The 22838-nt window shown below is 68.2% G+C and carries 13 protein-coding genes and 1 tRNA gene; 4 read left to right on the top strand and 10 right to left on the bottom strand.

Going from position 1 to position 22838, the window contains the following annotated elements:
* Positions 1-47 precede the first annotated feature (47 nt).
* Entirely contained in the window at positions 48-695 is a 648-nt protein-coding gene (locus J2X41_RS09955) for a DsbA family oxidoreductase (protein WP_310081536.1), read from the bottom strand.
* 425 nt (positions 696-1120) lie between these two features.
* Between J2X41_RS09955 and J2X41_RS09950 the strand changes: the two genes are divergently transcribed.
* Positions 1121-2044: a helix-turn-helix transcriptional regulator gene (locus J2X41_RS09950; RefSeq protein WP_310081535.1), complete on the top strand. Its 924-nt coding sequence runs from the start codon at positions 1121-1123 to the stop codon at positions 2042-2044.
* A gap of 28 nt (positions 2045-2072) precedes the next feature.
* On the opposite strand, the gene J2X41_RS09945 is transcribed toward J2X41_RS09950, so the two are convergent.
* The 3 genes from J2X41_RS09945 to J2X41_RS09935 all read right to left on the bottom strand — a co-directional run bounded on the left by J2X41_RS09945 (position 2073) and on the right by J2X41_RS09935 (position 7406).
* Positions 2073-3362: an MFS transporter gene (locus J2X41_RS09945; protein ID WP_310081532.1), complete on the bottom strand. Its 1290-nt coding sequence runs from the start codon at positions 3360-3362 to the stop codon at positions 2073-2075.
* A gap of 207 nt (positions 3363-3569) precedes the next feature.
* Entirely contained in the window at positions 3570-4967 is a 1398-nt protein-coding gene (locus tag J2X41_RS09940) for an amidohydrolase family protein (RefSeq protein ID WP_310081530.1), read from the bottom strand.
* A 66-nt stretch (positions 4968-5033) separates the two neighbouring features.
* Complete coding sequence (locus J2X41_RS09935; protein ID WP_310081528.1) at positions 5034-7406, bottom strand: TonB-dependent receptor; 2373 nt, start codon at positions 7404-7406, stop codon at positions 5034-5036.
* 444 nt (positions 7407-7850) lie between these two features.
* Here J2X41_RS09935 and J2X41_RS09930 point away from each other — a divergent pair, with 444 nt between their 5' ends.
* The 3 genes from J2X41_RS09930 (at position 7851) to J2X41_RS09920 (ending at position 12672) form a co-directional block, all read left to right on the top strand.
* A complete protein-coding gene (locus tag J2X41_RS09930) occupies positions 7851-10181 on the top strand; it encodes an acetamidase/formamidase family protein (RefSeq protein ID WP_310081527.1) in 2331 nt (776 codons plus the stop codon).
* A 365-nt stretch (positions 10182-10546) separates the two neighbouring features.
* Positions 10547-11227, top strand: coding sequence for a heavy metal response regulator transcription factor (locus tag J2X41_RS09925; protein WP_310081524.1), 681 nt, complete (start codon positions 10547-10549; stop codon positions 11225-11227).
* Positions 11227-12672: a heavy metal sensor histidine kinase gene (locus tag J2X41_RS09920; RefSeq protein ID WP_310081522.1), complete on the top strand. Its 1446-nt coding sequence runs from the start codon at positions 11227-11229 to the stop codon at positions 12670-12672. The genes J2X41_RS09925 and J2X41_RS09920 overlap by 1 nt, the downstream gene beginning before the upstream one ends.
* Here J2X41_RS09920 and J2X41_RS09915 read toward each other — a convergent pair.
* From J2X41_RS09915 to J2X41_RS09890, 6 genes are all read right to left on the bottom strand, one after another.
* The gene (locus J2X41_RS09915) at positions 12669-14078 is read right to left on the bottom strand and encodes an efflux transporter outer membrane subunit (RefSeq protein WP_310081520.1); all 1410 of its coding nucleotides are present in this window, start codon (positions 14076-14078) and stop codon (positions 12669-12671) included. The genes J2X41_RS09920 and J2X41_RS09915 overlap by 4 nt on opposite strands.
* Positions 14065-15243 (bottom strand): efflux RND transporter periplasmic adaptor subunit, encoded by a 1179-nt coding sequence (locus J2X41_RS09910; protein WP_310081519.1) that lies wholly within the window; start codon positions 15241-15243, stop codon positions 14065-14067. Before J2X41_RS09910 ends, J2X41_RS09915 begins: the two co-directional genes overlap by 14 nt.
* On the bottom strand, positions 15236-18424 hold the full coding sequence (locus J2X41_RS09905; protein WP_310081517.1) for an efflux RND transporter permease subunit: 3189 nt from the start codon (positions 18422-18424) through the stop codon (positions 15236-15238). Before J2X41_RS09905 ends, J2X41_RS09910 begins: the two co-directional genes overlap by 8 nt.
* A 511-nt stretch (positions 18425-18935) precedes the next feature.
* Positions 18936-19010: transfer RNA gene (locus tag J2X41_RS09900), tRNA-Asn, on the bottom strand.
* 207 nt (positions 19011-19217) lie between these two features.
* Positions 19218-21467, bottom strand: a complete 2250-nt coding sequence (locus tag J2X41_RS09895; RefSeq protein WP_310081516.1) for a beta-glucosidase — start codon at positions 21465-21467, stop codon at positions 19218-19220.
* Between the two features lie 58 nt (positions 21468-21525).
* Positions 21526-22548, bottom strand: a complete 1023-nt coding sequence (locus J2X41_RS09890) for a LacI family DNA-binding transcriptional regulator (protein ID WP_310081515.1) — start codon at positions 22546-22548, stop codon at positions 21526-21528.
* Positions 22549-22838 lie beyond the last annotated feature (290 nt).

Genomic DNA, 22838 nt, shown 5'->3' with positions numbered 1-22838 from the left:
GACCCGCCAAGGCTCCGCTTCGAAGTAAATATATTTGACGATCTGCCTCAGGCCTCGGCGGCGATCTGGCGCAGGGCCTGCTCGAAATAGTCGGCCGGCTGGCCGCCCGAGATCAGGTAGCGGTCGTTGATCACCACGGCCGGCACCGAGCTGATCCCCGCCGCCTGCCACTTGCGCTCGGCCTCGCGGACCTCCTGGGCGTACTGGCCCGAGGCCAGCACCTGATGGGCGGCGTGCGGGTCCAGGCCGGCCTTCATGGCGGCGGCGACCAGCACCTCGGGATCGGCCGGGCTTTGGCCGTCGGTGAAATAGGCCTCGAACAGGGCGCGCTTCAGGGCCTTCTGGTCGCCGACCAGTCCGGCCCAATGCAGCAGGCGGTGGGCGTCGAAGGTGTTGTAGATTCGGCTGTTCTCGTCGGTGACCATGGAAAAGCCCACGGCGGCGGCCCGGTCGTGGATGGCCTGGCGGTTGGCGGCGGACTGCTCCCGCGTGGCGCCATACTTCTCGGCGATGTGCTCGACGATGTTCTGGCCCTCGGGCGGCATGTTCGGATTGAGTTCGAAGGGCTGGAATTGGATTTCGGCGTCGACCAGGTCGCCGACCCGGTCGAGCGCGGCCTCCAGCCCGCCCAGGCCGACCACGCACCAGGGGCAGGAGACGTCGGAGACGAAATCGATCTTCAGGGGCTTGGTCATGGCGTGGTCCGGTGGTGGCGAGACCCGACATATAGGGGACGGGGCCCAGATTGCACCGACGGGTTGGCCCGGCGCCGTCGAAGGCCGGTGTTTCCTGGAAAGAAGGAGGCGCCCCCCAGCCGAGAGTTCGAGTTCGGAGAAGTCCCGAAGTCATCCACGCCACCGCTCTGCGATTCCGCGCCAACTCTAGCGATCCTCGAGTCCGCTGATGCCGCACGCCAGGCCTCATCGCCCGGCGGCCGACAACTTATTGGACGTGCCTGGGCAAGATGAAGATGAGCGCGGCTCCTAGCGTGGATCAAACGATCGGAGCGCGGTTCAAGATGGCGTCTGTCCAACGGCTCGAGCGGCTCAAGGCCCAGCCTAGGGACCAGCCTGCTGCTCCGGGCTCTGGACAGCCCTGGAACCGAAGCGCGCCCCCCGTTGTGGCGTGGTCGTTCAGCACCGATGGCCAGACGGGCACGCGGCAGTGGCGTGACACGATGGAGCGTTTGGGCTTGCTGGTGAGCGGCCCGCCAGACGTCGAGCCCCTAGGGGCTTCGGTACTGTGTCTTACCTCGCCGCTCGGCGTCGAGTTCATGCTCGTCGACGCGGCGAACCAGTCGATTTCCGGTAGGTGTGGCTTGGAGCCGCGCGCCACGTGGATGGCCACCTTGCTGAGGGGCCGGGCGAGCCTGGTCTCGGATAAGCGAGGTGACGCGATGTCACCCGGCGACATCGCCCACGGATCTAGCGACCAAGCCGTTGGGGTCAAGCTGGAAGCAGGGTGCCGACTGTTGTTCGTTCGCGCGCCTCAGGTCGTCACCGACCTGCAAGCGGACGCCACAGAGGATGCGCGTGTGAGCCATCTCGCCACGGCGGGAGGCAGCGTCCGCATCTTGTCGGGCCTGTTGGGAGCGACAGGCAACGTCCTGCGAGATCTGACTGTCCAGCAGCTCAGGCCCGTTGAGATGGCGCTGACCGAGTTCTTCACCCTTTGGACCGTCGAGCGGGAAGGTCATGACCTGGAGAGCCGCGCCAACCTTCGCCGATTACGTCAGGCGGTTGAAAGCCAGATGCCCGACCCGGGATTTTCGTTGCGCCGGCTTGCCGACAGCGAAGGGGTCTCGCCCCGCTACGTGCAGAGGCTGTTCGGGGCGAACGGCGAGACCTTCAGCGGCTATGTGCGCATGCGACGGCTTGAACGCTGCCGCTTGGACCTGATGAGTCCGCAGCACGCCGCGCGCTCGATCCCGGAGATCTACAATCGCTGGGGGTTCAAGGGATCGACGCAATTTAGCCGGGCCTTCCGCAAGCGCTTTGGCGCTTCTCCTCGCCAGATGCGTCGCCAAGCCAGGATCGGCCTCTAGATCGTTCGCGCATCCGTGCCGGACGTCGTCATTCGGCGGCGCTCAGTGACGTGACGCCTATCGGAGGGCGCTCGCTGTCGCTCGTCGGTCGGGCGGACGCGCGAGGCGTCGGGGGCCGCAAGAAGAGGGCGGTGACCACGACGGTCAGCGCCAGCAGGCCCGCGAAGATCAGGAACACCGGAACGAAGCTGCCGGTGTTGTCGGCGCTCCAACCGGCCACCAGCGGGCCGACGACAGCGAAGGTCGTCGCCATGGTGGCCATCGCCACCATGTCGCCGGCGATGGTCCCGCCGAAATAGCGCAGCAGCAGCACGTGGGCGCTGAGCCAGGACAGGCCCCAGCCAACGCCGAACAGCAGAGCGGCGACATAGGCCCAGCCCGGGACGACGCCGACCGAAAGCAGGACCATGGCCGCGCCCTGCAAGGCCAGGCCCCCGACCAGGAGCAGCTTGGGATTGACCTTCTCGCTCAGGGCGCCGGTGACACCCTTGGTCAGGGTGCCCATCAAGGCCAGCAGGCTCATGGCCAGGGCGCCGGGCGTTGGGCCATGACCAAGGCTGGCGACATGCGTCACGAGCGAGGAGTGCATGGTGGTGACGACGGTCTGAACGATCATCATCGCCAGGGCCAGCAGGAGGAAGGATCGGCTCATCAGCGCTTGGCGCACGGTCCACAGGGCCACTTCGGGAGCGACCTCGGTGTCGCCGGTCTTCTCGGCCAGGCCCGCGTTCTTGACGTCGGAGACGGCGGTGACGGGGACGGCGTCCTTGATCGTCGCCAGGCTGATCAGCCCGACCAGGAAGGCGGCGATCGACATCACCATCCAGTGCGCCCGCCAGCTGCCGGTGGTTGAGACAATGGCGCCCACCATCAGGGGGCCGACCACGCCGCCGAAGGCGCCGGCCATGAAATAGAAGCCGATCATCCGCGACGAGGTCTTCGGAAACCAGGTGGCCAGTAGATACACCGCCGGCGAGGGCGCGACGAGCGAGAAGCCCACGCCCATGAAGGTGGTGGCGATGAAGAACACGCCGATGCCATGCACCGCGGCCGCCAGCAGGAAGCCCACGCCCAGCACCACGCCGCCGAGGAACATCGTCAGGCGCGTGCCGATCCACTTCATCATCATGGGAGCCAGGGGACTGCTCAGCCCGCAGGCCAAGCCCAGAAACGAGAAGCTCGTGCCGGCGGCGGCCTGCGACCAGCCGAGATCAGCCACCATCGTGTAGAGCACGTATCCCAGCGAGGTGAACGTCGTCGCCGTGACGAAGAAGAACCCCAGCGAAGCCACGATCATGATCAGGACGCCGCGCGACATGCCTACACTCCTTATCCACCAACGTTGACGCTTCGGAGCGCCTCACATGGCGTCGGCATGAGAGGGTCTCGAACGCGACAAGGCGCGCCTTTTCCAGCGTCCGAAGGGTGCGCTCGCTCGGATGCGCACGCTTGACGCTTCGCGCCTCATCGCTTGACGATCAGTGAAGCAGTTGGCCAGTGAAGCAGTTGGCGACCCGCGAAGTCGTCAGAGGACAGGCCAGACCTGCCGATCGGGGAGGCCCGCGCGGGCGATCAGGGCCTTGGCGGCGATCTGAACCTCGGCATAGAGGCGGTGTTCGTCCGCGGTGGTGACGCGATAGTCCTCGACCACCCTGCGGCCGTCGACCCAGACGCTGTGCACGCCGCGTCCGTCGGCCGACCAGACCAGCTGGGCGATGACATTGAGCAGCGGCCGCCACTCGGGCCGGTCGGTGTCGTGCATCACCAGATCGGCCTTCTTGCCCACCTCCAACGAACCGATCCGGTCGCTCATCTGAAGGGTGCGGGCGGCGTTGAGGGTGGCCATTTCTAGGATCTTGGCAGGGGGAAACAGGCGATTGTCCCGGCGCGCATCGCGAAAGAGGCCGGCCGCCAGGCTCATGCAGCGCATCAGGTCCCCGCTGACCCCGGCGTCGGTGCCCAGGGTCAGGTTGACGCCGCTGGCCGCCATCTCGGGAAACAGGCCGACCGCCGTGACGCCATAGCCGCCCTTGAGCGCCGCCATCGGACAGTGCGCGACACTGGCGCCGCTCGCCGCCAACAGCGCGACTTCGTGCGCATCGAGGTGCGCCGCGTGGGTCAGGCTGACATTGGGCCCCAGCACACCGAGCTTGGCCAGATGCTCGACGGGCCGGCGTCCGGTGTTGGCCAGGTACCACTCCGCATCCAGGGCCGAGGGGCTCATATGGGCCGATACGCCCAGGCCATGCTGGTCGGCCAACTGCTTGGCGAAACGCCATGTGGTGTCGGTATTGGTCTGGTGGCCGACCAGGCTGGGCCAGGCGGCGATCAGGGTGTCGTCGCGCAAGGGGTGGCGGACGATCTCGTCCTCGAGGGTGCGAAGGGCGCGGTCGGTCAGAGCGGTCTGGTCGTCGGCGGGGTCGAAGGCGCGGTCCATCACCCATTCCGAGATCAGCCCCCGGATACCGGTCTGGCGCAGGCTGTCGGCGACCTCGTCCAGGGCCAGGATGGTTCCGGCCTCCAGGAAGCAGGTGGCGCCGTTGCGCAGCATCTCCACCGCCGCCAGCTGGGCGGCCAGGCGCTGATCGTCCGGGGTCTGGGCCTGGTGCAGCCTGGTCGCCCAGCCGAACACGACCTCCATGAAGTCGAGATCTTCGGGGATGAAACCGCGGATCAGCGGGTCGCCGGTGACGTGGACATGAGTGTTGATCAGGCCTGGCGTGACGACAAACCCGCGCCCGTCCACGGTCTGATGGGCGTCCACCTGGGACGCGATTGTCTCGCGCTTGCCAATGGCGACGATTCGGTCGCCGAGGATCGCCACCGCCCCGTCGCCGATCACGCGGCGTTCGGCGTCCATCGTGACGATCAAGGCGCCGGAAATCAGTATGTCGGCGGCCTGGCGCGGCGGGGGCTCGGTCATGGGCGCCTCTAGGCGACGTGGCGTGGGGGCGACCGCTGACGGCCGCCCCCACGCCGCGCCGATCGATCAGAACTTGTAGCCGATCGAGGCGATCCATTGCCGCGGTGGGATGAAGGTGTCCGTCACCTGGGCGCTGCCATAGGGGTCGCTGAAGCGCGAGTTCAGGCCCGTGGAGTCGAACAGGTTGGTCACCGACAGCGAGGCGCTGAACTTGCTGTCGTCCGGCTCGTATTTGAAGAACAGGTTGACCACGTCATAGGAGGGCACGGTGTCGATCGCCCCTTCGTTGAAGAGACGGTACTGGTACTGGCCGCGGTAGGTGTACTCGGCCTTGGCCGTCAGGACGCCAGGGCCCGCACGGTTGGTGTAGGTCGCGCTGACCGAGCCCTGCACGTCGGGCAATTTGGGGACGTCGTTGCCGTTGATGTTCTGACGGGCGGCGTCTCGGGCCAGGACGGCGGGGAAGAAGTTGCTCCAGAACAGGTAGCCGGGATAGCCGGCGGCGTTCTGGGCGGCCTCGGCCTTGGCCTGGTCCAGCGCATAGTAATCCTTGTCGAACTCGCCCTTCAGCAACGAGACCGAACCCTCGATGCGCCAGTGCCTGGACACCAGCCACGAGGTTTCGGCCTCGACGCCATAGATGCGGGCGCTTGGCGCGTTGCTGGCGCCCTCGCCGTAGAGGATCGGGTCCTCCTCCAGGAACTGCATGTCCTTGTAGTCGTAGACAAAGGCAGAGAGGTTCAACTGCAGCCTGTTGCCCAGAAAACGGTTCTTCGAACCGATCTCCAGGGAGTCGACGATCTCGGGCTTGAAGGTCGGCTTGATCGAATAGGCGTTGCCGGAGGCGGCGGAGCTGTTGATGCCGCCCGGCTTGTAGCCGCGCGTATAGCTGGCATAGACCATGTTGGCCGGGGTGTACTGGTAGTTCAGCGCGATCTTGCCCGTGGTTTCCTGCGTGGTCAGGCCTTCGGTCGGCGCGGGCTGGAGATAGGCCCCCGACGTGGCTGAGCCGTTGCTGGCGCTTTCGCCGCTGTAGCGGTCGTCGTTGTAGCGCAGGCCCGCGGTGAGACTGAGCGTGTCGGTGATCTGGTAGGCGCCCTGAAAATAGGCCGCCCAGGACTTGCGGACGATCGATGACAGTTCGGCATAGGACACAGCGGCCACGCGCGGATCATTCCACGCCGTGTCCTCCGGCAATGGCGGGGTGACCAGGTTGTTGTCATCGGCGTTGTACTCGACGATGTACTGCGAATTGGTCGACTTCAGATAGACGGCGCCGGCGATCCACTGAAACGGCCCCTCGGTCTTTGAGGTGAGGTTGAATTCCTGGGTGTAGGACTTGCCCCGGCTGCGCCACAGAGGGACGTGGTCGTAACGATAGCCGCCGAAGGTCAGTGGGCTGTAGGTCTCGGCGTAGAACAGATCCGCCGTCAAGGCGTCGGCGTCCCAGGCCTGCTTGCTGAGCAGCTTCTGGTAGCTGCTGATCGAGGTCAGGATCGCCCAGTCCAGGTCGTACTTGACCACCGCCGAGTACAGCTTGGTGTCCACCAGAGAGTGGCCGGGATAGTCCTGGGTCAACTCGCGAGGGTCGGGATTGGGGTCGAGGATGTTCTTCTGGGCGGGACCGTTGGTGTCGCTCTTGTATTGGATCGTGCTCAGGGTGACCGAGAGGGCGTCGGTCGGCTTCCACAGGCCCGACAGCTTCCAGCCGGTCTCGTCGGCCTGGTCCAGCTCGTAGTCCGGCTGGCCCGCGACCCCGGTCGCCTTGGCGTAGCCGTCATGCTTGTAGCGCTGGACCGCGCCGCGGATCGCTATGGCGTCGCCGAGCGGGACGCTGAGCGCCGCGTCGCCCTTGAACAGTCCGTGGTTGCCGCCGCCGAGATTGGCCGAGCCGGTATAGTCGCCCAGTGTCGGCTTGTTGCTGACCACGTTGATCGTGCCGCCGGTCGAGCCCTGGCCGAACATGGTTCCCTGCGGTCCCCGCAGCACCTCGACCTGGGCCACGTCGATGAAGGCGGCGTTGGCGGCGATCGAGTTGAAGATGTAGACGCCGTCGACGTGGTAGGAGACGCCCGGCTGGGTGTTGGTGTTTTCCGGGGTTTCGGAGCCGATGCCGCGGATCGAGATGACGCGCTCGCCGCCGCCGCTGCGGGCGACGACCAGGCCGGGCACCATGCCGTTCAGGCCGGTGATGTCGGTGATGTTGCCCTGGGCCAAGGTCTCGGCCGTGACCGCCGAGACCGACAGGGCGCTTTTTTGCAGGTCGATCGGCCGCCGTTCGGCCGTGACCACGACCTCCTCCAACTGGGCGGCCTGCTGCTCGTCGACGACCGGTTCGGCCGCCGAGGCGGGTGTCGTCAGGATCGCGAGCGCGGACACCGACGCCGACAGCAGCAACGCGACCTTGGTGGTCGCTATCCTGGGATATTGGAAACGCATCGCCATGCCCCCTGTGCATTAGGCTGAGCCAGTTTGGTGTTGCCCAGACGAGCAAGCTTCAGCCTTGCGAGGGTGGGGCGCAGGACCGGATTCATCTTGACGTCCGGCGCCCCATTTCTTGCGCTGCGTCACCCACGCCCTTTTTGCGCGGGGATCGGAAGTTGGACGATGAGCCGGGCTCTCGTGCCGGGATCGGCGCTCAACGCCGGCCGCGTGCGTGCTCGTGCAAGAACCGAGGGCGTCGAGACGCAAGCCCATCGAGGGTTTTGCCTCCAAACGGCGTCAACGAAGACCCAGCCGCAGCAATCCTCGACAATTGCGCCGCCGCCAGGGTTTGTGATTGCCCCTGCATCGCGCCGCCCGAATTTGAAGGGAACAGTCGATCCAAGTCCGGCCGGTGGTCAGTTCCGCGTAGGTCGGAAATCTGCTTCGAGATCATCTCCCGTGCGGTTGACGACCAACGCCTACCCGAAAGAACAGCGCCAGGAGGCTTGGCGCTTCGCGCTGCAGCGACTATCGATCGAGCTGCTGGACAGCCAGGCCGAGATCTATGGCGAACTGGTCTCGTTCCGCTCCGCGCTGGACATGCAGTTCATCCGCGTCGCCGGTACCCGGCAAGCCCTGGCGATCGACTTCAGTCAGAGTACGCCCTGCATCTGGTTGGTGCTGCTGCTCAGTGGCGAACTGACCGTGACGAGCGGATCGACAGTGCGCGCCCTCGCCGAGGGCGACATGGTCTGCGGCAGCGATCTGGTCGGAGCGCGCCTGGACCTGCACGGTGACAGCCGGCTCTTGATCACCCGCGTTCCACAATCCTTGCCCGCGCTGAAATCGCGCGCGCCGGCTCCCGCCGCGATCACCTACCTGGACGGCGCTACCGGCTCGGGAAGCATGTTCTCAAGCTTGCTGGCCTCGGTCGCCGAGACCCTCGATGAGGTCGGGGCCGACCAGATGCGCCCCGTCGAAGCCGCCTTGCCCGAATTCATCGCCGCCCTCCTGCTAGACGCCGCCGCCGAGAAGGACCGGGGCGGCTCGGCCGGCGGGCGGGCCTCTTTGTTGGATCGCGTGTTCCAGACCATCGAGATGCGGCTCAGTGATCCCGATCTGGATCTGCAACAGGTCGCCAAGGAGCACGGGATATCGTCGCGCTATCTGCAGAAGCTGTTCGCCTCCATCGATGAGAGCTTCGGCCATTTCCTGAAGGCGCGGCGACTGGAGCGCTGCCGGCTCGACCTGGGTAGTCCGCTGCACGCACAAAAATCGATTTCGGAAATCCTCTTCCAATGGGGGTTCAACGACTCCGCCTCCTTTAGTCGGGCGTTCCGGGAGCAGTATGGCGTTAGCCCGCGCGAATACCGCAAGACGCCGACGGCTAATGACGAGGGCGGCCAGGTTTTGCTGCGCGGATCGCCCGCCTCGGCCCGTAAACTCAAGCGGGGCCCACCGCTGCCCCCGCCCGCCGAGGAAGACGATGTGGAGGTCGCCGAAGCCTCGGCGGAGGAGGACGTCGTCGCGCCGCCCGTGGGACGCGGTGTGCGCCACCACCATCTGCCGGCCTCGCCCGAGACCATCCACTGGGGCTATTTCAGCCGCGCGCTCAAGCCGGTGATCGAGGTCGAGTCCGGCGACTACGTCACGATCGAGACCCTGACCCATCACGCCTATGACGATTATGAGCGGATGATCGAGGGCGACCCCGGCGCTGAAAGCGTCTTTCGCTGGACAGCGGAGGGCAAGGCGGTCGACCGGCGCGGGGCCGGACCGGTGGACGGCTCGGCGCTAGGACGCGGAGCGGGCGAGGGCTTTGGCGTGCACATCTGCACGGGCCCCATCGCGATCGCCGGCGCCAAGGCCGGTGATGTGGTGGAGGTCAAGATCCTGGAAATCACGCCGCGTCCTAGCCAAAACAGCCGCTTCCTGGGCAGGACCTTCGGCAGCAACGCCGCCGCCTATTGGGGCTTTCACTATAACGACCTGTTGACCGAGCCCAAGCCGCGCGAGGTGGTGACCATCTATGAGGTCGAGCACCAGCACGGCCGGGCCTGCGCGCATGCCGTCTACAACTACCGCTGGACGCCGCAGACCGATCCGTTCGGCGTGGTGCACGATCGCATCGACTATCCCGGCGTGCCGGTGAACTTCGACACGGTCGTGCGCAATTTCGACGTTCTGCGCGACGTCGAGGTGCCCGTCAGGCCGCATTTCGGCGTCGTCGCCATGGCGCCCAATCACCCCGATCCGGTGGACTCCGTGCCGCCCTCCAATTTCGGCGGCAATATCGACAACTGGCGGCTGGGCGCGGGCGCCAGCATCTTTCTCCCCGTGGCGGTGCCTGGCGGCCTGCTTTCGCTGGGTGATCCCCATGCCTCGCAAGGCGATTCCGAATTGTGCGGCACGGCCATCGAGTGTTCGATCACAGCCGTGATCCAGATCATCCTCCACCCGGCCAAGACCGCGCGCGAACCGCTCAAGGATCTCGACTATCCGATGCTGGAAACCAAGGATGAATGGGTGATCTTCGGCTTTAGCCATCCTGAATATCTGAAGGAAATGGGGCCGTCTGCGCAGAGCGAGGTCTACAAGAAATCCTCGCTTGATCTGGCCATGCGCGACGCGTTCAGGAAGGCGCGGCGGTTTCTGATGACCACGCGAAATCTCAGCGAGGACGAGGCGATCTCGCTGCTGTCGGTGGGCGTCGATTTCGGCGTCACCCAGGTGGCGAACGGCAATTGGGGCGTCCACGCCATCATCCGCAAGGCCATGTTCGCCGGTTAGGGGCGCTCTCGCGCTACGGGGACAGCGTCCAGGACTTACGATCGGCGTAAGCGGCCTCCAGCAAGTCCAGCCGGCTTTTCCCGAACCCGTTGATCGCGGTGCCGACCGGCGCGGAGGCCGGTGGCGGGAGCCTGGTCGAGGGAGATGATCGGGTCCGATTTGTCATTTTCGCGTCAGCGGCCGGACCGGAACCGACATCCATAATCGCTCCGCCTCGCCCTGTCGGTTCGCGCCGCGTCCCGCCCTCTCCCCCAGGGGCGTTCACCAGAACCTTCAGGCGCGAGGTTCCAAGCTGTAAGGTGCCCCCACCCGCGGAACTTTCCATCCGCCCAACCGACCGCGAGTTGAAGGCGCGAACCGCCGACATGAAGATCCTGATCGTCGAGGACGAACCCAAGACCGTCGCCTATCTGCGCAAGGGTTTGACCGAACAGGGCTACGCCGTGGACTTCGCCAGCGACGGCGAGAGCGGCCTGCACCTGGCCCAGACCCTGGACTACGACGCCGTCATCCTGGACGTCATGCTGCCCCGGCTGGACGGCGTCGCCTTGCTGCAACGCCTGCGCCAGCGCCACCAGACGCCGGTGATCATGCTGACCGCCCGCGACAGCGTCGAGGACCGCCTGCAAGGCCTGGGCGCCGGCGCCGACGACTATCTGATCAAGCCGTTCTCGTTCCTCGAACTGCTGGCCCGGCTGCAGGCGATCACGCGCCGCGGCCGCAACGAGTCGACCTCGATCACGGTCGGCGACCTGCATCTGGACCTCCTGGCGAGGCGCGCCACCCGGGCGGGCAAGCGCCTGAACCTGACCGCCAAGGAGTTCGCCCTGCTGGGCGTGCTGGGTCGCCGCCAGTCGCAGATCGTGTCCAAGACCGTGATCACCGAACTGGTCTGGGACATCAATTTCGACACCAACACCAACGTGGTCGAGGTGGCGATCAAGCGCCTGCGGGCCAAGATCGACGGCGGGTTCGACACCAAGCTGCTGCACACCATCCGGGGCATGGGCTACGTGCTCGAACACCGTCCCGAGGAGACCGCCTGATGCCGACCTCCATCGCCGGGCGCCTGACCCTGATGTTCGCCGTGGCCACCGGCCTGGTCTCCGCCCTGGCCGGCGTGGCGATCCTGATGTTCCAGACCCTGGAACTGCGGCGGCACCAGGCCGAGGAGCTGAACGCCCGCTTCGAGATCGTCCAGGCCATGGTCCTGCGCCTTGGCGACGCCGCCAAGTGGCCATTGCTGGCCGACAAGCTGACCTCCTTCACGCCGGCCAACGACAGCATCCGCTATCGGGTCGAGAGCCCCGATCCCCGCTTCGTCTATGGCGCCGCCTGGCCTGCGGGCGCGAGGATCCAGGGCGGCCACGAGGGCCTGGGCTATGTCCGCTTCGACCAGCGGCGGTTCATGACCCTGTCCAAGGTGGTGGCCCCCCATCGCGAGCGCCCGGCGGTGCGCCTGACCATCGCCGCCGACACCGCGCCTTTCGACGCCTCCGGGCTGGTGCTGGGGGTCGGCGTCCTGACCGTCTCGCTGCTGACGGTCGTCGTCGTGAGCCTGCTGGGTCGCCGCATCGCCAGGAGCGGCCTGGCGCCGGTCGACCGGTTGTCGCAGCACGCCGCCGCCTTGAACCCCGACGACCTCAGCCTGCGGATGCCGACCCAGGCGCTGCCCGCGGAGCTGAAGGGCTTGATGGCCGCCTTCAATGGCGCTCTGGACCGCCTGCAGCACGCCTATGTCCGCCTGTCGGCGTTCAACGCCGACGTGGCGCACGAGCTGCGCACGCCGCTCAGCAACCTGATCGGCCAGACCCAGGTGGCCCTGTCGCGCCCTCGCCGGGCCGACGAGCTGGAGGAGGTGCTCCACTCCAACCTCGAGGAGGTGGAACGCCTTCGGACCATCATCAACGACATGCTGTTCCTGGCCCGGGCCGACCAGGGCGCGATGGCGGCCAACCTGGCGACAGCTTCGCTGGCCGCCCTGGTCCGCAAGACCGCCGACTTCCTGGACGTGCTGTTCGAGGAGGCCGGCGTGACCCTGCGCGTGGTGGGCGATGCGACCCTGGCCGTCGAGGAGTCGTTGCTGGCGCGGGCCCTGACCAACCTGCTGGACAACGCCATTCGCCACGGCGCCGGGCCTGGCCTGGTGACCGTGACGATCGAGGACCATGGCGAGGAGGTCTGTATCGGCGTGCGCAACAAGGGCGCGCCGATACAGGATGTCCATCTGGCCCGGCTTTTCGACCGCTTCTACCGCCTGGATCCTGCCCGCGAGAACAGCGGCGACAGCCACGGCCTGGGGCTCGCGGTGGTCAAGGCCGTGGCGTCGATGCACGGCGGCAGCGTCTTCGCCCGGTGCGAGAACGGCGAGGTCCTGGTCGGCCTGTTCCTGCGCCGGCGCGTGTCGCCGCTGATCGACGGGCGCACGGACGCCCCGGCCCGGCGCCCGGCCGGTGCGCCGGCCGAGCCGGAACTCGTCCGCCCGCTCTAGCTCGACGGTCCCGGGGTTCCGTCCCAACCGCCGCCCAGGGCGCGGATCAGGTCGACGCCGGCGGCCAGCCGTCGGGTCCGCAGATCCAGGGCCGTGCGGCGGGCGTCGAGTTCGGCCGTCTGGGCGATGACCACGTCCAGGTAGCTGGTGGCGCCCTCGCGATAGCGCGTGGTGGCCAGGACGTTCGTTCGCATCGCGGCGTCCACCGCCTCGGCCTGGCGCGCTTCGGCGGTCGCCAGACGATTGGCCAGCGCCAACTGGTCCTCGACCTCGCGGAATGCGTCCAGCACGGTCTTGCGATAGAGCGCGGCCTGTTCCTCGAAGGCCGCGCGGCTGGCGGCGACGTCGGCGCGGCGCGCCCCGCCGTCCAGCAGGGGCAGGCCGACGGCGACCGGACCCAGGGCCCACTGGCGGTTGGAAGCCGACAGCAGGTCCCCGCCCGCGGACTCGAAGCCGCCGGTCGCCGCCAGGGTCAGGCTGGGGAAGGCGGCGGCCCGGGCCACGCCGATCCGGGCGTTGGCGGCCGCCATCCGGCGTTCGGCGGCGGCGACGTCGGGGCGTCGCTGCAGCAGGCTGGACGGCGCATCGACCGGGACCCTCGGTGGTTCGACCAGGTCGGGCGCGGTCGCCAAGGTGAAGCGCGAGGCGGACTCGCCGACCAGGGCGGCGATGGCGTGCTCCAGCAGGGCCCGATCGGCTAGGGCCTGTTCGTACTGGGCCTGGGTCGCGGCCAACTGGGTGCGGGCCCGGCCGACGTCGACCGCGCTGGAGGCGCCGCCGCGGAACCGCTTGTCGGTCAGGGCCAGGGCCTTTTCATAGGCGTCGGCGGTGCGGGTCAGGACCAAGATCTGGCCGTCCAGGCCGCGCAGCTGGAAATAGGTGTCGGCCAGCTGGGCCTGCAGGCTCAGCCGCGCCGACGCCAGGTCGGCGCCGCTGGCCTGGGCCTCGGCGCGACCGGCCGCCACCAGGTTGCGGACTCGGCCCCAGAGGTCCAGTTCGTAGGCCGCCGTCGCCTCGACCAGGCTGTCGTCCTGTCGGCTCTGGCCGGCGTTGCGATATCGCTCGACGCTGGCGATGGCGTCCACGCTCGGCGAGCGGGCGGCGCGGGCGCGGCGGGCCAGGGCGCTGGCCTGGTCGTAGCGGGCCAGGGCCGCGGCCAGATCTGGCCCGCCGGCTTCGAGGCGCTGCTCCAAGTCGTCGAGCACCGGGTCGCCGAACACGCGCCACCAGGCGCCGCGCGCCTGGGCGTCGGCCGGGGCGGCCGGGGTCCAGGGACCGGCTTCACGATAGGCCGGCGTCGCGACAACGACGGACGGCGGGGCGTAGGCGGGCGCTAAGGTGCAGCCCCCCGCGACGGCCGCGGGCAGCGCGACCAGCGCCAGCACGGCGAAGCTACGAGGCGGCATTCGGCGCGCCCTTCGGCCGGACCGCCCGCACCACGTCGCCGTCGGCGATGGAGTCGGGCGGGCTGTTGACCACCCAGTCGCCGGCCCCGACGCCGCCGGCCAGCTCCAGGTCGGTCCCGAAGTCGCGGGCGATCCGCACGGTCCGGATGCGGACGCGGTTGTCGGGTCCGACCAGGGCCACCGCCGTGCCTTCCTTGCGGAAGAGCAGGGCGTTGGACGGCACCCGAAGCGGCCGCGAGTCCGTCGCCGGGCCTTGCAGGTCTAGGGTCACCTGGGCGTAGGCGCCCGGCTTGAGCTGACCGGCGCTGTTGTCGAACTCCAGTTGCACGAGCATCGCCCCCGTCTGGGCGTCGACCGCGTCGGCCGAGCGGACGATCCGGGCCTGGAACACCTGGTCCGGCTGCTCGGGCACGGTGAAGCGGGCCGTCAGGCCGGGGCGGACCCCGGCGGCCAGGCTCTGAGGCACGCTGACATAGAGGCGCAGCTTGCGGATGTCGGCGACGGTGAACAGCGGCGTGGCCCGCCCGTCACCGGCCGCGATGAAGGCGCCGACATCGGTGGCGCGGCTGGTCACCACGCCGTCGAACGGGGCGACGATCCGCCGGAAGCCGGTCAGGGCGCGCAGGCGCTGGACATTGGCCTGGGCCTCGTTGCGCATGGCCTCGCGGGCGGCGAAGTCGCCCCGCTTCTCGTCCGCCTCCTGCTGGGAGACCGCGCTCTCGCCGACCAGCCTTTCCCAACGCTCGGAGGTCACGGCCGCCAGGTCGCGCTGGGCCTGGGCCGTGGCCAGGGCCGCGTTGGCGGCGACCAGTTGCTGGTCGACCTCCGGGGCGTCGACCTCGGCCAGCAGCTGGCCGGCCTTCACCGCCGTTCCGATGTCGACGTACCAGCCGCGCAGATAGCCGCTGGTCCGGGCGTAGACCGGCGCCTCGGCCCAGGCCTGCAGGCGGCCCGGCAGGACCAGCGTCCCGGCCTCGCCCCGCGAAGGCCGCGCGACGCTGACGGACTGCACGGCGCTGTCGTTCGTCGCCGTGCGCAGGGCCTGCCGGGCCATCAGCCGGGTTGTGGTCCCGGCGACCAGGACGACCGCCAGCACGGCCGTGATCACATAGGCGGCGCGGCGCAGCCGCTTGGGCGAAGTCGTGGGCAAGGGAGCGTCAGGCATGGGCGAGACCTTGGGAAGGCGCATCCCGGCGGGAGGCGCGGCGGCCGTGGACGAGAGCGAAGATGCAGGGAACGAAAAGCAGCGAGGCGCAGGTCGCGAAGAGCAGGCCGCCGACCACGGCCCGGCCCAGCGGCGCGTTCTGCTCGGCGCCTTCCCCCAGGCCCAGGGCCATGGGGGCCATGCCGATGATCATCGCCAGGGCGGTCATCAGCACCGGACGGAAGCGGGTGACTCCGGCCTCGAAGGCGGCCTGGACGGCGTCGCCGTGCTCGGCCAGGCGTTCGCGGGCGAAACTGACCACCAGGATGGAGTTGGCCGTGGCCACGCCCATGCACATGATCGCGCCGGTCAGGGCCGGCACCGACAGCGGCGTGCCCGTGGCGAACAGCATCCAGGCGATGCCGGCCAGCGCCGCCGGCAAGGCCGAGACGATGACGAACGGATCGGACCAGGACTGGAAGTTGATGACGATCAGCAGATAGATCATCACGACCGCGCCCAGCAGGCCCCAGCCCATGCCCGAGAAGGCGGTGTTCATCGTCTGGTATTGGCCGCGGAGGGTCACCTTGACGGCGGCGGGCTTGTCCTTCTCCAGGGTCTTGAGGACCTTCTGGATGTCGTCCGCCACACCGCCCAGGTCGCGCCCCTGGGTGGCGGCGAAGACGTTGACCATCGGCTGGATGTTGTATTGCGAGACGACGGCGGGGGTCGCGCCCCGGCTCAGCACGCCCAGGCCGCCCAGCACCTGCGGGCCCTGCCCGGGTGTCCGGGAACCGGTGACGGGGATGGCGGCCAGCTTCTGCAGGCTGTCGATCATGTATTCCGGGGTTTGGGCGACGACCGGATAGGACACGCCGTTGGCGGGGTTGAGCCAGAACACCGGCGCGGTCTGGGCGCTGCCGGCCACCGATCCGGCCAGGCCGGCGGTGACGTCGCGCTCGTCCAGGCCCAGGGCGTTGATCCGGGTGCGGTCGACGTCGAAGCGCAGTTCGGGGGCGCCGGTCGGCTGCTGGATCCGCGCATCGGCCACCCCGTCGACCCCGCGGATCGCGCGCAGGATCTTCTGGGCGTAGGCCTGGTTGGCGACCAGGTTGTTCCCCGTCACCTGGATGTCGATCGGGGACGGGGCGCCGAAGTTGAGGATCTGGCTGGTGACGTCGGCCGGCAGGAACGAGAAGGTCGCGGTCGGGAACAGGCGCGGCAGCTCCCGCCGCAGCCGGGCGATGTGCTCGGCCGTCGGCGCATGACCCTTCTTCAGGCCGATCAGGATGTCGCCGTCCTGCGAGCCGATCGTGCCCGAGGCGTTGTAGATGGTGTTGATGCCGCTGCTGCTGAGGCCGATGTTGTCGACGACCGTCTCGATCTCGGACGGCGGGATGATCATGCGCACCTGGCGCTGGATACGGTCGAACAGCGCCGCCGACTCCTCGATCCGCGACCCCACCGGCGCCCGGACGTGCAGGGCGATCGCGCCCGAATCCACGGCCGGGAAGAAGTTGCGGCCCAGGAACGGGACGAGGGCGAGGCTGACGATCGCGAAGGCCACGAAACCGATGACGAACAGCCGTCCCGATCCCAGGGCGGAGCCGAGAACGCCGGCATAGCCGTCGCGAACACGGCCGAAGCGGCGCTCGAACCCCTGCTGGAAACGCGCCAGCGGCTTGGAGGAGGGGGCGGGGCCTTCCGGCCCATGCGCCGCGTGCGGCCGCAGCAGGAACATGGCCATGGTCGGCACCAGGGTTCGCGACAGCAGGAACGAGGCGATCATCGCGAACACCACCGACAGCGCCATCGGCACGAACAGGAAGCCGGAGACGCCGGGCAGGAAGAACATCGGCACGAACACGATGCAGATGCACAGCAGGCTGACGAAGGCGGGCGTGACGATCTGGGCCGCGCCGTCGAGGATGGCGGTGCGGACGTCCTTGCCCTGCTCCAGGTGCCAGTTGACGTTCTCGATGGTCACCGTGGCGTCGTCGACCAGGATGCCGACCGCCAGGGCCAGGCCGCCCAAGGTCATGACGTTGAGCGTCTGGCCGAAGGCCGCCAGGGCGGCGATGGCGGCCAGCACCGCCAGCGGGATCGAGATGGCGATGATCGTCGTCGAGCGCCAGGATCCCAGGAACAGCAGGATCATCAGCGAGGTGAGGATCGCCGCCAGCGCGCCTTCGTGGACCACGCCCGCCACCGCGGCCTTCACGAAGGCGGACTGGTCGTTCAGCGGGGTGATGGTCAGTTCCTTGGGCAGGCTCGCCTGCAGCTCGGGCAGGGCCGCGCGAACGCCGTCGACGATCGAGATCGTCGAGGTGGCGCCCGACTTCAGCACCGTCATCAGCACCGAGCGCTGGCCGTCGACGTGCACGACGTTCTGCTGCGGCGCCGAACCGTCGCGAACGTGGGCGACGTCGCTCATCCGCACGGTGGCGCCATTGACCGTGCGGATCGGCAGGTCGTTCAATTCCTCGACCGTGCCGGGGGCGTTGTTGAGCTTGAGGCTGTACTGGAACTCGCCGATCTTGACGAAGCCCGCCGGGGTGATCTGGGTCTGGGCGGCGATGGCGGCGCCGACGTCGGTCGCCGACAGTCCCTTCGAGAGCAGGGCCTGCGGATCGATGTCGACCTGGATCTGGCGCGTTCGCCCGCCGAACGGGAAAGGCAGGGCCGCGCCGGGCACCGTGACCAGGCGCGTGCGGAGAACGTTGAGCCCGTAGTCGAACAACCTCTGCTCGCTGAGGCCTTCGCCGGCCAGGGCCAACTGGACGATGGGCACGGTGGAGGCGTTGTAGTTGAGGATCAGCGGCGGCGTCGTGCCGGTCGGCATCTGACGCAGCAGGGTCTGGGAGACGGCGGTGATCTGGGCGTTGGCCAGCCGCACGTCGGCGCCCGGCTGGAAATAGATCTTCACGACCCCGATGCCCGGCAGGGAATTGGCCTCGATGTGCTCGATGTCGTTGACCGTCGTGGTCAGTGTCCGCTGATAGGGCGTCAGCACCCGGCCGGACATCTCCGACGCCGACAGGCCGTTATAGGTCCAGGCCACCGCCACGACCGGCACCCGGATGTTGGGGAAGATGTCCGTCGGTGTACGCAGCACCGCCAGCGTCCCGACGATGAGCACCATGATGGCGGCCACCACGAAGGTGTAGGGACGTGAAAGCGCGATCCGCACGAGGGATGTCATGGCAAGTTTCCGTCGTTGCGGAAGGAAGAGGGGCAGCCTAGCGACCGCATGCGGTCGCTAGGCTGACACCAGGCTGACAAGCTTGTCAGCCAACTGGCGGAACGGACTCGACCCGGCCATCGCCCGCGGACCAGGATGGCGATAGGCCGCCGAAGACTAGATCGGGTTCGTTCTGCTTCTGGCCGAGGGCGCGCTCGACGCGCCGGGGCGCAACCTGCCCGTGCTTGTTGGCGAAGGCGTCATCCCCCTCGCCATGCACGACCAGTCGACGCGTCACCATGCGATGTGTTGCGGCGCGCGCCCAAGGAGAGCCTTGGCGTCGAGACGAGGGAGCCCGCTTCAGCGGCTCCGGGAGGGGAACCTGCTGAATCTCGTACTTTCGAACTGCTCGTGGGCCAATGGCGAGCTGTCGACGGAATTCCGACAACGCTCTGATCTGCTGAAGGAAACGAACGCCGGTCCGGATACGAAAAATCCGGCCGAAGGGCCGGATTTCTCTCAAAACCAGAGGTGGCTCCGCGGGTAGGATTCGAACCTACGACCAGCCGGTTAACAGCCGGCTGCTCTACCACTGAGCTACCGCGGAACAGGTCGCCTCAGGAAGAGGCCGGGTGATAGCCGCCCGTTTGACTCGGTGCAAGCGCATTCGGACAAAAAAACAGCCCGGTCGAGGACCGGGCTGTGGAAAGTCAGTGATGTGGGGTGTCTTCAAGAAAGACCCGCCGAAATTCGGCTTTTATGGTTAATCAGGTCTTAATTTCGACTGCGACCAAATGGCCTCCGGAGCGGCGGTTCAGGGCTTGATCAGGCCCACGGGCAAGGACCGGGCGGCCACCGTGACGTCGGCCTTGGCGGCCGTGTCGCGCGACGAGGCGCCCAGGGCGACCGTGTAGGATCCGGCCGCCACCGACCAGCCGTGGGCCTTGTCGTCCCAGGTGGCCAGCAGGCGCGGATCGACGGTCAGGGTGACCCGGGTGGTCGCGCCGGGCGCCAGCTCGACCTTCTTGAAGCCCGCCAGGCGCTGGGGCGCTTCCCAGCCTCCCGCCTTGGGCGAGACATAGACCTGCGGCACGGCCTTGCCGGCCCGCTTCCCGGTGTTGCGGATGTCGAAGCTGACGCTCAGAGCGCCGCCCTTGGCCTCGGCCTTGAGGTTGTCATAGGCGAAGGTGGTGTAGGACAGGCCGTGGCCGAAGGCGAACAGCGGCTGGTGGCCCTTCTTGTCGAACCACTTGTAGCCGACCGCCGCGCCCTCAATCGTGTAGTCGACCGCGAAGGTGTCGTCGGGCTTCTTCGGGTCGCCGTCCAGCACCGGACGCGGCAGCTGGTCCAGGGCGGCCGGGAAGGTGACGGGCAGGCGGCCCGAGGCGTCGACCTGGCCGGTCAGCACGCGGGCGATGGCTTCGCCGCCTTCCGACCCCGGATACCAGGCCTCGACCACGCCGCCGACCTTGGACAGCCACGGCATCAGCACCGGCCCGCCGGTTTCCAGCACCACCACGGTCTTGGCGTTGGCCGTAGCCACGGCGTCGATCAGGGCGTCCTGGTCGTTCTCCAGCGTCAGGGGGCTGTCGAAGGACTCGCCATTCCACTGGGTGGCGAACACCAGCACCACGTCGGCGCCGGCCGCCAGCTTGGCGGCGGCGGCCTTGTCCTTGCCATCGGCGAACTGGATGTCCGCGCCCGGCAGCCGGGCCTTCAGCGCCTTCAGGGGCGAGGAGGGGAAGTAGATCATCGGGCCGGGCCAGCTGGCGGGGCCTTCGCCCTGCACGGCGCGTCCGCCGATCGGATAGACCTGCGACGAGCCGCCGCCCGACAGCACGCCGACGTCGGCGTGGCCGCCGATCACGACGATCTTCCGCGCGCCGGCGACCAGCGGCAGCAGGCCCTTGTCGTTCTTCAGCAGCACCACGCCTTCCTCGGCGTCGGCGCGGGTGACCTTGGCGTGGGCGGCGTAGTCGATCGGCGCGATCTTGACCGGCTTTTCGACCACGCCGCTGGCGAACAGGCCGCGCAGGACGCGCCGAGCCATGTCGTCCAGCCGGGCCTGGCTGACCTCGCCCTTGGCCAGGGCGTTCTTCAGCGGGCCCTTGAAGAAGGGCTGGGTGTCGAACGCGTCGCCGGCCGATTCCTGGTCCAGGCCGGCGTTGACCGCCTTGGCGCTGGAATGCGCCGCGCCCCAGTCGGACATCACGTAGTTCTTGTAGCCCCAGTCCTGCTTGAGGACCTTGTTGAGCAGGAAGTCGTTCTCGCAGGCGTAGTCGCCATTGACGCGGTTATAGGCGCACATCACCGAGTGCGGGTCGGAGTCCTCCATCGCGAACTGGAAGGCCAGCAGGTCGGAGGTGCGGGCGTCGGCCTCGCCGATCCTGGCGTCCAGCACGAAGCGGCCGGTCTCCTGGCCGTTCAGGGCGTAGTGCTTGATGGTCGAGACGATGGCGTTGGACTGGATGCCCTTGATCTGGGCCCCGACCATCTTACCGGCCAGCCAAGGGTCCTCGCCGCCATATTCGAAGTTGCGGCCGTTGCGCGGCTCGCGGACCAGGTTGACGCCGCCGGCCAGCATGACGTTGAAGCCGGAGGCGCGGGCCTCGGCGCCGATCATCGCGCCGCCGGCCTGGGCCAACTTCGGATTCCAGGTGGCGGTGGTGGCCATGCCCGAGGGCAGGGCGGTGCGCTCGCGCTTGTTGGGCTCGCCGCCCTGGGTGGCCACCCCGACGCCGGCGTCGGTCTGGAACTGGGCCGGGATGCCCAGGCGCGCGATCCCCGGCACATAGCCGGCCGAGCCGGCCAGGGACTCGGGGATGCGCTTGTACTTGTCGCCCATGTCGGCGCCGAAGAAGCCGAAGATCACGGTCAGCTTCTCGTCCTGGGTCATGGCCTTGACCGCCAGGTCGGCGCGGGTGTCGGCGTCCAGCTTGGGGTCGAGCCACGGACGGGCGGCGGGCGCGGCGGGCGCCTGAGCGCAGGCTGTGGTGGCCAGGACGCCGGCGGATACGCCGAGCATGAGGGCCAGGGCCGGGCCCCGCCAGGACTGTCGGTTCATAGTACCTCCCGTTTGATCGGCGCCGACGATACCCGCCGGCGCGTGTTGGAATTGCGGCCTAGCTAGCGCGGACCGGACCGGTGGATTCGCGGATCACCAGGCTGTGCTGGGTGAGGATGGTCGCCGCCGACTTGCCGAGCGCCGCGTTGGCGTTCCAGGCGTTGAGGGCGGTGATGGCCCGCTGGGTCATCTGGTCGAAGGGCTGGCGGATGGTGGTCAGGGACGGCCAGATGGCCGCGGCGATCGGCGCGTCGTCGAAACCGACCACCGACAGCTCGTCGGGCAGCTTCAGGCCGCGGCGCTGGGCCTCCATGCAGGTGGCGGCGGCCATGTCGTCATTGGCCGCGAAGATGGCGGTCGGCGGGTTGTCCATGTCGAGCAGGGCCTGGGCGCCGGCCAAGCCGCCCTTGAAGCTGAAGTCGCCGGGCACGATCAGGGCGGGATCGGGGCGCGGTTTGCCGGCGGCGGCGTAGGCCTCGTTGAAGCCGTTGCGGCGCAGGGTGCTGGCGGCGTGGTCGGGATGGCCGGCGATGTGGCCGATTCGCTCGTGCCCCAGGCTGAACAGGTGCTCGACCACCTCGCGGGCGGCGGCCCTGTCGTCCATCACGATGCTGGGCGACAGGGAATCGGGGCTGGTCGGCGAGATCAGCACGCAGCGCACGCCATGCTCGCGCAGCAGGGCCTTGAGCGGCGCGAAGTCGCATTCGGGCGGCAGCAGCACCATTTCGCGGATCCCGCCCTCGGTGACGAAGGCGCGGATGCGGTCCTGCCAGCCGGCCATGTCGCCCTCGACCAATTCGGCCGACAAGTGGCGGCCGTTCTGCAGGCAGGCGACCATCAGGGCGTGGTGGATCCGGGTCTGGTAGCCGCCGCTGGGGTCGCCCATCAGGATGCCGACCGCCGGGGCGGCCTGGGCGCGCAGGCCCCGCGCCACGGCGTTAGGGTGGTAGTCCAGGGCCTGCATGGCGGCCCGCACCCGCTCGCGGGTCTTGGCGGTGACGCTCTCGTGGTCGTTCATCACCCGCGAGACGGTCTTGGGCGACACGCCCGCTCGCAGCGCCACATCGTGGATCGTCGCCATGACCTTTGTCGCATCCAGACTCAAGTGGTCGTCGCGCGTCCGACCGTCCTGGTCGCCGCCGCCCCCGCGCCAAGCCATAGCTCAGCCCGACAACGATGTCATCGGCTGGGACATTTATTTGTCCTGAAAAGACATTCATGCGGACATTTCGGGCCATCTGGAGACATTGCAGCGGCGAAATCAATGTGTCGAAAGGCAAGGCTTGGTCATATATATTCGACAGGCGCTCGCGCGAGGGATGTAGCACGGCTGGATGCTCTTTGACCCCCACTGATCGACCTTGATCGCTG

The organism is Caulobacter sp. BE254, from assembly GCF_031457295.1.
In the GTDB taxonomy this organism is placed as follows: domain Bacteria; phylum Pseudomonadota; class Alphaproteobacteria; order Caulobacterales; family Caulobacteraceae; genus Caulobacter.
Note: the sequence above shows the minus strand (reverse complement) of the source record. Positions and strands in the feature narration are given on the sequence as shown.

Coding starts and splice junctions, on each gene's coding strand:
- J2X41_RS09955 (WP_310081536.1), bottom strand. CDS start 695: ATGACCAAGCCCCTGAAGATCGATTTCGTCTCCGACGTCTCCTGCCCC.
- J2X41_RS09945 (WP_310081532.1), bottom strand. CDS start 3,362: ATGTCGCGCGGCGTCCTGATCATGATCGTGGCTTCGCTGGGGTTCTTC.
- J2X41_RS09940 (WP_310081530.1), bottom strand. CDS start 4,967: ATGACCGAGCCCCCGCCGCGCCAGGCCGCCGACATACTGATTTCCGGC.
- J2X41_RS09935 (WP_310081528.1), bottom strand. CDS start 7,406: ATGCGTTTCCAATATCCCAGGATAGCGACCACCAAGGTCGCGTTGCTG.
- J2X41_RS09925 (WP_310081524.1), top strand. CDS start 10,547: ATGAAGATCCTGATCGTCGAGGACGAACCCAAGACCGTCGCCTATCTG.
- J2X41_RS09920 (WP_310081522.1), top strand. CDS start 11,227: ATGCCGACCTCCATCGCCGGGCGCCTGACCCTGATGTTCGCCGTGGCC.
- J2X41_RS09915 (WP_310081520.1), bottom strand. CDS start 14,078: ATGCCGCCTCGTAGCTTCGCCGTGCTGGCGCTGGTCGCGCTGCCCGCG.
- J2X41_RS09910 (WP_310081519.1), bottom strand. CDS start 15,243: ATGCCTGACGCTCCCTTGCCCACGACTTCGCCCAAGCGGCTGCGCCGC.
- J2X41_RS09905 (WP_310081517.1), bottom strand. CDS start 18,424: ATGACATCCCTCGTGCGGATCGCGCTTTCACGTCCCTACACCTTCGTG.
- J2X41_RS09895 (WP_310081516.1), bottom strand. CDS start 21,467: ATGAACCGACAGTCCTGGCGGGGCCCGGCCCTGGCCCTCATGCTCGGC.
- J2X41_RS09890 (WP_310081515.1), bottom strand. CDS start 22,548: ATGGCGACGATCCACGATGTGGCGCTGCGAGCGGGCGTGTCGCCCAAG.